Genomic DNA, 13,194 nt, shown 5'->3' with positions numbered 1-13,194 from the left:
GATGGCGCGTTTCTTCATCGACCGGCCGATCTTCGCCTGGGTCATCGCGCTGGTGATCATGGGGGTTGGGGCGCTTTCGATCCTGCGCCTGCCGGTGTCGCAATATCCCTCGATCGCCTCGCCCGCCGTCGTCATTTCCGCCGCCTATCCGGGGGCTTCGGCCGAAACCGTCACCGATACCGTGGTGCAGGTGATCGAAAAGCAGATGACCGGCCTCGACGGGCTGCGCTACATCAAATCCGGCACCACCGCGACCGGGCGGGCGACGATCACGCTGACCTTCGCGCTGGGCACCGATCCCGACATCGCGCAGGTGCAGGTGCAAAACAAGCTGGCGCAGGCCGAGGCGAGCCTGCCCGAAGCCGTCACCCGGCAAGGCGTGACGGTGAAGAAATCGACCACCGGCTTCCTGATGGTGGCGGCGCTGATTTCGCCCGACAAGTCGCGGTCCTCGGTCGAGCTGGCCGATTACATGAACGCCTCGATGGTCGAGAGCTTCTCGCGGCTCAAGGGCGTCGGCGCGGTGCAGGTCTTCGGCTCGGAACATGCGATGCGGATCTGGCTCGATCCGCGCAAGCTCAAGGCCTATGACATGTCGCCCGCCGCGGTGATTGCCGCGGTGCGGGGGCAGAATGCGCAGATCTCGGCCGGGTCCTTTGGCGCGCTGCCCGCGCCCGAGGGGCAGATGCTGAACGCCACGATCACCGCGCAATCGCTGCTGAAGACCCCCGCGGATTTCGAGCGTATCGTCTTGCGCGCCGATACCGATGGCGGGCTGGTGCTGTTGCGCGATGTCGCCCGGATCGAACTGGGGGCGGAAAGCTACGACATCAACGCCTTTTACAACGGCACGCCTTCCGCGGGGATGGCGATTCAGCTGGCCTCGGGGGCGAATGCGCTTGATACCGCGAAACTGGTCAAGGAGCGGCTGGCGGAACTGGCGCCCTACCTGCCCAAGGGGATGGATTACGTCATTCCCTATGACACGACGCCCTTTGTCACGCTGTCCATCGAAGAGGTGATCAAGACCCTTTTCGAGGCGATCGTGCTGGTCGTGCTGGTGATGCTCGTCTTCCTGCACAATCTGCGCGCGACCCTGATCCCCACGCTTGCGGTGCCGGTGGTGCTTTTGGGCACGTTCGGGGTGATGGCGGCCTTTGGCTTTTCGATCAACACGCTGACGATGCTGGCCATGGTGCTGGCGATCGGGCTTCTGGTCGATGACGCCATCGTTGTCGTCGAAAACGTCGAAAGGATCATGGCCGAGGAACACCTCTCCCCGCGCGAGGCGACGCGCAAGTCGATGGGCGAGATCTCGGGCGCGCTGGTCGGCATTGCGCTGGTGCTCTCGGCCGTCTTCGTGCCGATGGCCTTCTTTGGCGGCTCGACCGGGGAAATCTACAAGCAATTCTCGGTCACCATCGTTTCGGCCATGGTGCTTTCGGTTCTGGTCGCGCTTGTCTTCACGCCGGCGCTTTGCGCCACGATCCTCAAACCCCATGCCGAGGCCAAGGGCGGTTTCGCGAACTGGTTCGGCGGCCATTTCGAAACCCGCTTCGGGCGGCTTACGAATGGTTATGGCGGGCTGACGCGCTGGGTCGTGGCGAACCCGGTCAAGGGGCTCGTCGTCTATGCCTGCCTTGTCGCCGCGATGGGGGCGCTTTACCTGCGCACGCCGACCGCCTTCCTGCCCGACGAGGATCAGGGCGTGTTGATGACGCTCATTCAGACCCCCTCGGGCACCACCGCGGCCGAGACGAAAAAGGTCGTCGAACAGGTCGAGGGCTATTGGCGCAAGGCCGAGGCCGAGAATATCGACGCGCTCTTTTCCGTCGTCGGGTTCTCTTTCGCCGGTCAGGGCCAGAACATGGCGATGATGTTCATCAAGCTGAAGGACTGGAACGCGCGGCCGGGTCCGCAAAACGGCGCGCAGGCGATTGCGGGCCGGGCTTTCGGGCCGCTGATGGGCGGCATCAAGGAAGCCATCGTGATCCCGATCGTGCCGCCGCCGGTCTTGGAACTGGGCAACTCGAACGGCTTCACCGCTTTCCTGCAGGCGCGCTCGGGCCAGACGCACGAGGAGCTTCTGGCCGCCCGCAACCAGCTTCTGGGCATGGCCAAGGAAAGCCCGAAGCTGATGGCCGTGCGGCCGAACGGGGTCGAGGATGCGGCGCAGTTCCGTCTGGATATCGACTGGGCCAAGGCGGGGGCGGTGGGTCTGACCGCGGCGGATGTGGGCGATTTCCTGACCACGATCTGGTCTTCGGCCTATGTGAACGACTTCCTGCATGAAGGCCGGGTGAAGCGCGTCTATGTGCAGGGCGAGCCCTGGGCGCGCTCCACCCCCGCCGATTTCGCGCTTTGGCGGGTGCCGAATGCGAATGGCGATTTCGTCTCGCTTTCGACCTTTGCCACCGAGAAATGGGTCTATGGCCCGCAGCAGATCTTGCGCTATGACGCGTTGCCCGCGATGGAGATTCAGGGCTCGCCGGTGCCGGGGCTGTCCTCGGGGGCGGCGATGACGGAAATGGAGCGGCTTGCCGCGCAACTGCCGCCCGGCTTTGCGCTGCAATGGTCGGGCCTGTCGCTGGAGGAGAAAGAGGCGGGCAACGGCGCGATGGCGCTTTATGCGCTGTCGCTGGCGGCGGTCTTCCTGTGTCTGGCCGCGCTTTATGAAAGCTGGGTCATTCCGGTGGCGGTCATTCTGGCGATGCCGGTGGGCATCATCGGGGCGCTGGTGGGCGCGTGGCTGGGTGGTCAGGCGAACGGGGTCTATTTCCAGGTCGGGCTGCTGACCGTCGTCGGTCTGACCGGCAAGAACGGCATCATGATCGTGGAATTCGCCCGCGACCGGATGCGGACCCTTGGCGAAGACGCGCTGACCGCCGCGGTCGAGGCCGCCCGGCTGCGCTTCCGCCCGATCCTGATGACCTCGCTGGCCTTCACGTTGGGCGTCGTGCCGCTGATCCTGTCGACCGGTGCCGGGGCGGGGGCGCGCGAGGCGATCGGCTACACCACGCTTTTCGGCACGCTGACCGGCACGGGGCTGGCGATCTTCTTCGTGCCGCTCTTCTTCCGGCTGACAAACGCGATGTTCACGCGGCGCAAGAGCCCGGCCGCCGCCTGAGCATGGCCGGCAGGGGCGTTCCGGCGCCCCTGCCACCGCCGTTTCTTCTTGGCGCAAATACGCCCTGCCCCGCCCGTCCGGGGCGCACTGTGCGCTTGACGCCGCCCCGCCACAGGTGAACCATACGGTTCAGAGTCGTTTCGGAGCTGAAGCCATGTCCCTGCCCGCCGCCTGCCGCCTCTCCCTTGCGCTGCTTTTGGTCCTTGGCTTGCCCGCGCAGGCGCAATCGCCCTTTGCCGGGCTTCTGGCGCGGCTGGAGGGGGCCGGGGCGCAGACCGGCGTGACCAGTTCGAACGGGCGGCTGGAGGCGCAAAGCGTCGATGTCGCCGGGAAATATGCCGGGCGGCTGACCGAGGTCACGGCGTCAGAGGGGCAGATGGTCGAGGCGGGCGCGGTGCTGGCGCGGCTTGACGACCGCGATGCGCGGGCGAAACTGCTGGCGGCCGAGGCGGCGGTGCTGCAGGCCGAGGCGGCGAAGGCGGGCGCCGAAGCGGCGGTGATGCAGGCGCAAAGCGCGCTTGATGTGGCGGTGACGACCCGGACCCGGGTCACCACGCTGCATGCCGAAGGCCACGCGGCGCAGGCGGCTTTGGATGATGCGGTGAACGGGGCGACGGCGGCGGCGGCCGCGCTCGCCTCGGCGCGGGCGCAGGTGCAAAACGCCACCGCGCTGATCGCCGCGGCCGAGGCCAGCCGTGAACAGGCGAAGATCGCGCTCGAAGATCTGGTGATCCGTGCGCCGATCCGCGGCCGGGTGCTTTACCGGCTGCACGAGCCGGGCGAGGTGATCGCGGCGGGCACGCCCGTGGTGACGCTGCTCGATCTGACCGATGTTTACATGGTGCTGTATCTGCCCGCGTCTGTCGTGGGGACCTTGGCGCTGAATGACGAGGCGCGGCTGGTGCTGGACCCGGTGCCGCAATATGTGGTGCCCGCGCGGGTCAGTTTTGTCGCCCCGCAGGCGCAATTCACCCCGAAATCGGTCGAAACCAGCGCCGAGCGCGCCGATCTGGTGTTCCGCGTCAAGCTGGCGATCCCGCGCGATCTGCTGCTGCGCTTTGCCGACAGCGTCAAGGTCGGCGTGCGCGGCATCGGCTTCGTGCGCGCGACCCCCGACACGCCCTGGCCCGCCGATCTGGCGGTGAAGCTGCCCGAGTAGGCCGATGCAGCCCGTGGCCCGGCTGAGCGGCGTTTCCCATCGCTACGGCGCGGTGACCGCGCTTGACGCGGTGACGCTGGATATCCCCGCCGGCGTGATGGCCGGGTTGATCGGGCCCGACGGCGTCGGCAAATCGACGCTGATGGCGCTGGTGGCCGGGGTGCGGCGCGGGCAGGGGGGCAGGGTCGAGGTTCTGGGCGGGCCGATGGCGGACCGCGCCCACCGCGCCGCCGTGGCCCCGCGCATCGCCTATATGCCGCAAGGGCTGGGGCGAAACCTGTATCCGACGCTGAGCGTGGTCGAGAACCTGCAGTTCTTCGGGCGGCTTTTCGGACAGGGCGCGGCCGAGCGCGACGCCCGCATCGCGATGCTTCTGGACGCGACCGGCCTTGCGCCCTTTCCCGATCGTCCGGCGGGCAAGCTCTCGGGCGGGATGAAGCAGAAGCTGGGCCTGTGCGCCGCGCTGATCCATGACCCGGATCTGCTGATCCTTGATGAGCCGACGACCGGCGTCGATCCCCTGTCGCGGCGGCAATTCTGGGAGCTGATCGCCCGCGTCCGTGCCAGCCGTCCCGGCATGAGCGTGCTGACCGCGACGGCCTATATGGAAGAGGCCGACCGCTTCGACTGGATCGCCGCGATGGACGGGGGCCGGGTCATCGCCACCGGCAGCCCGGCCGATCTGCGCGCGCGGACCGGGGCGGCAAGTCTGGAAGAGGCCTTTGTGGCGCTTTTGCCCGCGGAAATCCGCGCCCGGCACGCGCCGGTGCCGGTGCTGCCGCGCCCGGCAAATCAGGGCCGCATCGCCATCGCGGCCGAGGGGCTGGTGAAACGCTTTGGCGCCTTTACCGCGGTCGATCACGTCGGCTTTTCGATCCCCGAGGGCGAGATTTTCGGCTTTCTGGGCTCGAACGGCTGCGGCAAGACGACGACGATGAAGATGCTGACCGGGCTTCTGGACCCGACCGAAGGCACGACGAAGCTGTTTGGCCGGGAACTGGGGCGCGCGGACATGACGGCGCGGCTGGGCATCGGCTACATGTCGCAGGCGTTTTCGCTTTATGGCGAGCTGACGGTGCGGCAAAACCTGATCCTGCATGCGCGGCTTTACGGCGTGGCCCCAGAGCGGCGCTTGGCCCGGGTGGCCGAGGTGATGGCGGAGTTCGATCTGGCCGCGGTGGCCGAGGCGATGCCCGAAAGCCTGCCGCTGGGGCAGCGGCAGCGGCTGCAACTGGCCGTGGCGATGATCCATGAACCGCCGATCCTGATTCTGGACGAGCCCACCTCGGGCGTCGATCCGGTGGCGCGCGACGGGTTCTGGGCGGTGCTGATGCGGCTGTCGCGCGAAAAGGGCGTGACGATCTTCATCTCGACCCATTTCATGAACGAGGCGGCGCGCTGCGACCGGATCTCGCTCATGCATGCGGGGCGCGTGCTGGAGCTGGGCACGCCCGCCGAGATCGCCGCGCGGCGCGGGGCGGACACATTGGAAACCGCCTTCATTTCCGTGCTGGAGGCCGAGGCCGAGACCGACGAGGCCCCGCCCGAGACCCGGATGCCCGCGCCCGTCGCGGCGCCGAAGGGCAGGGGGCTGGCGGCCCTTACCCGGCTTTACGCCTATTCCTGGCGCGAGACGCTGGAACTGGCCCGCGATCCGATCCGGCTGTTCTTTGCGCTTCTGGGCCCGGTCATCCTGATGCTGGCGATGGGGTTCGGGATTTCCTTTGACGTGGACCGGCTGTCCTTCGCGGTGCTGGATCAGGATCAAAGCGCCGAAAGCCGCCGCCTGACCGAGGGTTTCACCTCGATCCCGCAATTCGCCGAAGCCCCCCCCTTTGCGAGCCCCGCCGAGCTGCCGGGGCGGATGGGGCTGGGCGGGCTGACGCTGGCGCTGGATATCCCCGAGGGCTTCGGGCGCGATCTGCATCGCGGCGCCGTGCCGGAAATCGGCCTGACCTTTGACGGGGCGATGCCGTTTCGCGCCCAGACCGCGCAGGGTTATGCCCTTGGTGTGCTGCAGGATTTCAGCGAAAAGATCGCCGCCGAGGAGGGGATCGGCACCACCGCCAAGGTGGGCTTTGAGACCCGCTATCTCTTCAATCAGGCGTTTGAAAGCGCCAATGCCATGGTCCCCTCGGTCCTGATGCTGATCCTGATGCTGGTCCCCGCGGTTATGGCGGCGGTCAGTGTCGTGCGGGAAAAGGAAACCGGCACGATCGCGAATTTCCAGTCCACCCCGGTCAGCCGGATCGAGTTTCTGGTCGGCAAGCAGCTGCCCTATCTGGTGCTGGCCTGGGCCAGTTTCTGGGTGCTGGTGACGCTTGGGGTGACGGTCTTTGGCGTGCCGCTTTCGGGCAGCCTGCCGGCGCTGGCCTTTGCGGCGCTGGTCTATGTCACCGCCACGACGGGCTTTGGCCAGCTGATCTCGGCCTTCACCCGGACGCAGGTGGCGGCGGTCTTTGCCACGGCCGTTGTCGCGATCATCCCCACGGTGAACTTTTCCGGGCTGGTGGTGCCGGTGTCCTCGCTGGCGGAAGGCGGGCGGATCTTCGGTCTGGCCTTCCCGGGCGCGTGGTTTCAGCCGGTCTCGGTCGGTGCCTTCCTCAAGGGCTTCGGCTGGCCCGGGGCGATGACCGCCGCCGCCGTCCTTGGCCTTTTCGCGGCGGTCTATCTGGGGCTGGCGATCCTGTCCCTTCCCAAGCAGGAGCGGTGAATGCGCAGTCTTCGCAACATCGGCTGGCTGACCGGCAAGGAGCTGCGGGCGATCCGGGGCGACCGGGTGATGCTGGTGCTGATCGCCTATGTCTTCACGCTGGCGGTCTGGCTGGTGTCCGACGCCGCCAGCACCGAGGTCGATCATCTGGCCACCGCCATCGTGGACGAGGACCGCAGTCTGCTGTCCGCCCGGCTGAGCGATGCGATCCGCCCGCCGCTTTTCGCCGCGCCGGTGCCGATGACCGCGGCCGAGGCCGCCGCCGCCCAACGCGCGGGCGAGGCGATCCTGGTGCTGACGATCCCGCCCGATTTCGAGCGCGACCTGCATGCGGGCCGCGCGACGACGCTGCAGATCCTCGTCGATGCGACGGCGGTGGCGCAGGCGGGCAATGGCGCCAGTTTCCTGCGCCAGACGCTGGCGCAGGAGCTGTCCGCCGCGCTGACGCCCGGCGCCGCCAGCGCCGATCCGGTCACCGTGGTCTTTCGCAACGCCTTCAACCCGAACCTGACCTCAAGCTGGTTCAGCGCGGTGATGCAGCTGATGAACAATGTCACCATCCTGATGCTGATCCTGTCGGGCGCGTCGATGATCCGCGAGCGCGAACATGGCACGATCGAACATGTTCTGGTGATGCCCGTGCGCCCCCACGAGATCGTCGCGGCGAAGATCCTCGCCTCGGGGGCGGTGATCCTGGCGGCCTCGCTCTTCAGTCTGGTCGTGGTGGTCGAGGGGGCGATGGGCGTTCCGGTGGCGGGATCCTTGGCGCTTTATGCGAGCGGCGCGGCCATCTATGTGGTGGCGGTGGCCAGTCTTGGCCTGTTGCTTGCCTCCTTCACCCGGACGATGGGGCAATTCGGGCTTCTGGTCATTCCGGTGATCGTGCTGATGATCCTGCTTTCCGGGGGGATGACGCCGCTGGAATCGATGCCGGGCTGGCTGCAGGGCACGATGCGGGCGATTTCCCCGGCAACGCATTTCGTCATCTTCGCGCAGGCGGTGCTCTATCGCGGCGCGGGGCTTTCGCTCGTCTGGCCGGAAATGGCGGTGATGGCGGGCATGGCGGCGGTGGCGGTGACGATCGTTCTGGCGCGGTTTCGCAAGGTGCTGGCGGGATAGCGCGCAGGCTTTACGGGACAAACCGATCCTTAACGACTTGTCGCTAGTCTCGGCCCAAACCCTTCGGGAGGGCCGCATGACCATTCTCGTCATTGATGACGAAGCCAGCGTCCGCGAGGCATATCGCCTGCTGTTCGCCGATCCGGGAAGTTCCCGTCCGATCTCGCGCGCCGATGCGCTGGCCGAGGAGCTTTTCGGCCAATGCCCGCCCATGGGCCAAAGCGCGCCGCCGCCCGCCTTCGAGGTGGCCTTTGCCGCCCAGGGGCTGGAGGGGGTCGAGCTGACGGCACGGGCGCTGCAGGAGGGAACGCCCTTCAAGGTCGCCTTTGTCGATGTGCGGATGCCGCCGGGGATCGACGGCAAGGAAACCGCGCGCCGGTTGCGCGCGCTTGACCCCGATCTGCATATCGTGATCGTTTCGGCCTGGTCCGACCATTCGGTCACCGACATCGCCGCCGTCGCCGGTCCGGCGGACAAGATCTTTTACATCTGCAAGCCCTTCGAGCCCGACGAGGTGCGCCAGATGGCCCGGGCGCTGACCGAAAGATGGGACAATGACACCCGGCAACTGACCTTTCTGCGCGCCAAGATCGCCGAACTGGCCGCCAGCGAGGCTCGCGCCCAGCATATTGCCAACCACGATTTCCTGACCGGGGCGGCGAACCGGATGGCGTTCCAGAACGCCCTGATCGAGCGGCTCGATGCCGGGGCCAGCGACCTGTTCGTGGCTTTCCTCGATCTCGATCATTTCAAGCATGTGAACGACACTTTCGGCCATGACGCCGGGGACGAGGTGATCAAGATGGCCTGCGCCGCCTTTGTCGCCAAGGCGCCCGAAGGGGCGCTGGTCGCACGGCTGGGCGGCGACGAATTCGGCATCCTGCTTGACGGCATGGGCCGCGACCGGGCGGTGGCCGCCTGTCAGGAGCTTCTGGCCACCTGTTCGGGGGATTTCTCGGTCTTCGGCAATACCGTTTTCGTCGGCGCCTCCTGCGGGCTGGTCGATTGCTCCTGCCATCCCGATGGCGACGCCGCCGATCTGATGCGCTTCGCCGATCTGGCGCTGTTCGCCGCGAAACAGGATGGCGGGCAGACGGTGCGGATCTTCGACAAGCAGCTGGATGCCAGCCAGCAATTCCGCCAGCGGATCGAGGCGGGGCTGTTCTATGCGCTCGCCAGCGAGGAATTGTCGCTGCATTATCAACCCATCGTCGCCTCGGAGACGCTGGCGGTGGTGGGCTACGAGGCGCTCTTGCGCTGGAACAGCCGCGATTACGGCACCGTGCCGCCCGGCGTCTTCATCCCGATCGCCGAGGAAAGCCCGGTGACGCTGCTGCTGGGTGACTGGGTGGTGGAACGGGTGCTGCGCGATGCCCGCGGCTGGCCGGACAAGTTCACCGCGATCAACTTCTCGCCGCGGCAGTTCCAGCGCCAGGATTTCGTTTCCCGGCTGACCGCCGAAGCCCGGCAGAACGGCATCGCCCCCGCGCAGATCCAGATCGAGGTGACAGAAACCGCGCTGCGCTCGCATGTCCGGCAAACCCGCAAGATCGTCGACGACCTGCGGGGGCAGGGCTTTCGCGTCGCGATCGACGATTTCGGCACCGGCGCGTCAAGCATCGCGCATCTGAAGGATTTCGCCGTCGATGCGATCAAGATCGACCGCAGCTTCATCGACGGCATGGACAGCGACCGCCCCTCGGCCGCCATCGTCACCGCGCTGGCGCATCTGGCCGCCGGTCTCGGGCTTGAAATCGTCGCCGAGGGGGTGGAACGCGCCGCCCAACTCGATGCCCTGCGCCAGCTGGGCTGTTCGCATCTGCAAGGGTTCCTGTTCGGTCAGGGGCAGGCGATCGACAAGGTCGTCGCCGGTCCGGCGGGCGATCCGCAGCCCTTGCGCACTGCGGCGAGGTAGACGGGCTTGCGCCCCCCCCGCCTGCCAACGCTGCGTCTGCCAGCCCTGCGGCCGCAAAGCCTGCGCGCGGCGCTGATCTTCGATCTTGCGGTGATCGGGGTCAGTGCGGCGGCGCTGATTTCCGCGGTGCTCAGCCTGATCATCCAGACCAGTTTCGGCGGGCTCGAAGCCCTTGAAGTCGGCCGCGACATCGACCGCGCCCGCGCGGCGCTGGCGGCCGATCTTGTCGCGACCGAGGCGCATGTGCTCGACTGGGGGATTTGGGACGAAACCTATTTCTACCTGCAGGGATTCGATCCCGGCTATGAACGGCGCAACGTCAATGCCAGCTCGTTCCTCAATGCCGAAATCAGCTGTGCCGCCTTCCTGCGGCTGGACGGGAGCGGTCAGCGCAGCTTCTGCTTCGAGGACGACAGCGGGCAGGCCGATCCCGATCTGGCGCAGGCTTTCGCGACCAGCATCGACACCCTGGGCTTGCAGCCTGCGGGCGATGGCAAGGCGTCGCGGGTCGGCTATTGGCAGCAGGAGGGGCAGGTCTTTGCCGTGGCCAGCAGCCCGGTGCTGCGCAGCGACGGATCGGGCACGGCCGAAGGTCGGCTGGTCTTTCTGCACCGGATTGACGCGGCGGATCTGTCCGAGGCCTTGCAGGTCGAGGCCCGGTTCGATTTCGCCCCCCTTTCCGACAGCCCGCAGGTCGCGGCCTCGGGGGCGCGGCTTGATGTTTCGGTGCCGGTGCGGACGGCGGCCGCGCCCCCGGTGGCGATGTTGCGCTTCGATCTGCCGCGTCTGGTGCTGGCGGCGGGCGAGCGGCTGCGCGATCTGACGGTTCTGGCGATGCTGGGGCTGCTGGCGGCGCTGATGGCGCTGCTGGGCCGACGGCTCTCGACCCATGTGCTGGCGCCGATCCTCGCCTTTCGCCAGCATGTCGGGCGGATCCGCAACGCGGGCGAGCTGGTGCCCATCGAGGGGCCGCCCCGGGCCGACGAGATCGGCGCCCTGCATTGGGATTTCAACGCCATGGCCGCCGAACTGGAGGCGCTGCGGCTCAGCCATGCGGCGCAGTCCTTTGCCCTTGGCCGCGAGCAAAGCGCGACCGGTCTTTTGCACAATCTGCGCAACAGCCTCAGCCCGGTGCGGGTGATCCTCGCCGATCTTGAACGTCATCTGGCCCCGGCTCTGCCCCCCGGGGCGGCGCGGGCACGCCGTGAACTGGCCGATCCGCAAACCCCGGCCGAGCGACGGGGACGGCTGGTCGCTTATCTTGATGCGCTGGAGGCCGAGCGCGCGGCGCAGACGGCCCAGGCGGCGGGACTGCTGGGCGAGGCGGGGCGCTGTCTGACCGAGGCGCTCGAAGCGATGCGGATGCCGCGCGACCCCGAACAGGTCAACCGGGACGAGGCTTGCGATCTGGGGCGCGCGCTGGCCCATGCGGCCACTGCGGCGCGGTTCGTTGACGGTGCCGAGATCGCGCTGTCGATCGATTGCCCGCCGGGGCTGCAGCTGCGCGGCAACCGGGTGCTGCTGGCGCAGGTGCTGGAAAACCTGGTCGTCAACGCCACCGAGGCGATCCGCGCCACCGGCCGCGGCCGGGGCCGGATCGCGATCGAGGTCACGCCCGATCCGCAGAGCGGCCGCTGCAGCGTGTTGCTGCGCGACGATGGCGACGGGTTCGATGCCGCCACTGGCGCCCGGCTCTTCGAACGCGGCTTTTCCACCCGCACCGACAAGCGCGGCGGGCTTGGGCTGCACTGGTGCGCCAATACGCTGACCACCCTGGGCGGCACGGTCAGCCTGACCAGTCCCGGCAAGGGGCTGGGTGCAGTGGTCCGGCTGGATCTGCCGCTGTTCGAGGGGCCCGCCCCGCTCTCCGGGGCAGGCTGAGCTCAGCGCGATCCGGCCTCGAAGCTTTGCCAGCCGATCGGGGTTCCCACCCCGACCCGCGCCGTTTCGGCCGAGACGAAGCCAAGCCCGTCGGCCTCGGCCAGCGGGAAGAGCGTGGCGGAACTGCCCTCTCCCAGCCGATGCACCACCGGCAGGCCGTCGATTTCCCGGTTGCCAAGCCGGATCGGGAAGATCTCGGCACGGCCGGGTTTGCGGCTCCAGTCGAAGCCGGCGCGCCCGGCACAGTGAAACAGCGGTGCCGGAACCGCCCCTTTCAGCCGGGCGATCTGCGCCGAGACGAACAGGGTGAAGCCGACCAGCGCCGAAAACGGGTTGCCCGGCAGCCCGGTCACCGCGGTCGTGCCAAGTCGGCCGAACATCACCGGCTTGCCGGGCTTGAGCGCCACGCGCCAGCCGTCGATCTCGCCCCCGGCGGCGAGCAGCGCCGGGCGCAGATGGTCGCGCCCGCCCATCGACACCGCCCCCGAGGTCACGATCAGATCATAGCGCCCCTGCAGCGCGGCCAGCTTTTCCGCCGTCGCTTCGGGATCGTCGGGCAGGATGCCGTGATCGTCGACCTCGGCCCCGGCGCCCTGCGCCAGTGCGATCAGCATCGGCCGGTTCACATCCGGCAACCGGTCCCCGGACCCGCCTGCCTTCCCCGGAGGGTGCAATTCGTCCCCGGTCGACAGGATCGCCAGTCGCGGACGCCGCACCACCTCGATCTGCGTCACCCCGTTCGCGGCCAGAAGCCCGATGTGATGCGCCCGCACCCGCGTGCCGCGGCGCAGCAGCAACCCGCCTTCGGGCTGTTCCGAGCCGATGGCGCGGATATGCGCCCCGGCCTCGGGGGGGCTGGCCAGCTGCACGCTTGCGCCCGTCTCGGTGACCTCCTCGACCGGCACGACGGCATCGGCGCCCGCGGGGATCTGCGCGCCGGTGAAGATCCGCAACGCCGTGCCGCGGGGCAGGTCGGGGGCGGCCATCCCGGCCGCCACGGTGCCCGCGACGGGCAGGGTCAGGCCGCTGGCCAGATCGGCGGTGCACAGTGCAAAGCCGTCCATCGCCGACCGGGCGCTGCGCGGCAGGGCGATCTCGGCGCGCAGGCTGACGGCCGCCGTCCGCCCCGTCGCCTGCGCCAGATCAAGGCTTTCGCCCGCGCCGATCGGCGCCACCAGACCGCAGGCCAGCCGCCGGGCGGTGTCAAGGTCGAGCATCGCGGAGGCCGGGTGATCGCGTGCAGGCATCTGCCTTTCCTTTCGTATCGGACCGGCGGTCGC

Annotated in this window: 7 protein-coding genes; 6 read left to right on the top strand and 1 reads right to left on the bottom strand. The window is 68.2% G+C overall.

Annotation, left to right across the window (positions count from 1 at the left end; translation table 11 throughout):
• Position 1 precedes the first annotated feature (1 nt).
• From ACTTAG_RS15150 to ACTTAG_RS15125, 6 genes are all read left to right on the top strand, one after another.
• Positions 2-3,127, top strand: coding sequence for an efflux RND transporter permease subunit (locus ACTTAG_RS15150; protein ID WP_444463046.1), 3,126 nt, complete (start codon positions 2-4; stop codon positions 3,125-3,127).
• A gap of 154 nt (positions 3,128-3,281) precedes the next feature.
• Positions 3,282-4,286, top strand: a complete 1,005-nt coding sequence (locus ACTTAG_RS15145) for an HlyD family secretion protein (RefSeq protein WP_444463045.1) — start codon at positions 3,282-3,284, stop codon at positions 4,284-4,286.
• 4 nt (positions 4,287-4,290) lie between these two features.
• Positions 4,291-6,999, top strand: coding sequence for a ribosome-associated ATPase/putative transporter RbbA (gene rbbA, locus ACTTAG_RS15140; protein WP_444463044.1), 2,709 nt, complete (start codon positions 4,291-4,293; stop codon positions 6,997-6,999).
• Entirely contained in the window at positions 7,000-8,118 is a 1,119-nt protein-coding gene (locus ACTTAG_RS15135) for an ABC transporter permease (RefSeq protein WP_444463043.1), read from the top strand.
• A 76-nt stretch (positions 8,119-8,194) separates the two neighbouring features.
• Positions 8,195-10,033, top strand: coding sequence for a putative bifunctional diguanylate cyclase/phosphodiesterase (locus tag ACTTAG_RS15130; RefSeq protein WP_444463042.1), 1,839 nt, complete (start codon positions 8,195-8,197; stop codon positions 10,031-10,033).
• A 6-nt stretch (positions 10,034-10,039) separates the two neighbouring features.
• The gene (locus tag ACTTAG_RS15125) at positions 10,040-11,914 is read left to right on the top strand and encodes a CHASE4 domain-containing protein (protein ID WP_444463041.1); all 1,875 of its coding nucleotides are present in this window, start codon (positions 10,040-10,042) and stop codon (positions 11,912-11,914) included.
• A gap of 2 nt (positions 11,915-11,916) precedes the next feature.
• Here the strand turns inward: ACTTAG_RS15125 and ACTTAG_RS15120 are convergent, their stop codons facing one another.
• Positions 11,917-13,161 (bottom strand): molybdopterin molybdotransferase MoeA, encoded by a 1,245-nt coding sequence (locus tag ACTTAG_RS15120; RefSeq protein WP_444463040.1) that lies wholly within the window; start codon positions 13,159-13,161, stop codon positions 11,917-11,919.
• Positions 13,162-13,194: the final 33 nt, after the last annotated feature.

The organism is Rhodobacter capsulatus (assembly GCF_052363185.1).
Lineage (GTDB): Bacteria > Pseudomonadota > Alphaproteobacteria > Rhodobacterales > Rhodobacteraceae > Rhodobacter > Rhodobacter capsulatus_E.
Note: the sequence above shows the minus strand (reverse complement) of the source record. Positions and strands in the feature narration are given on the sequence as shown.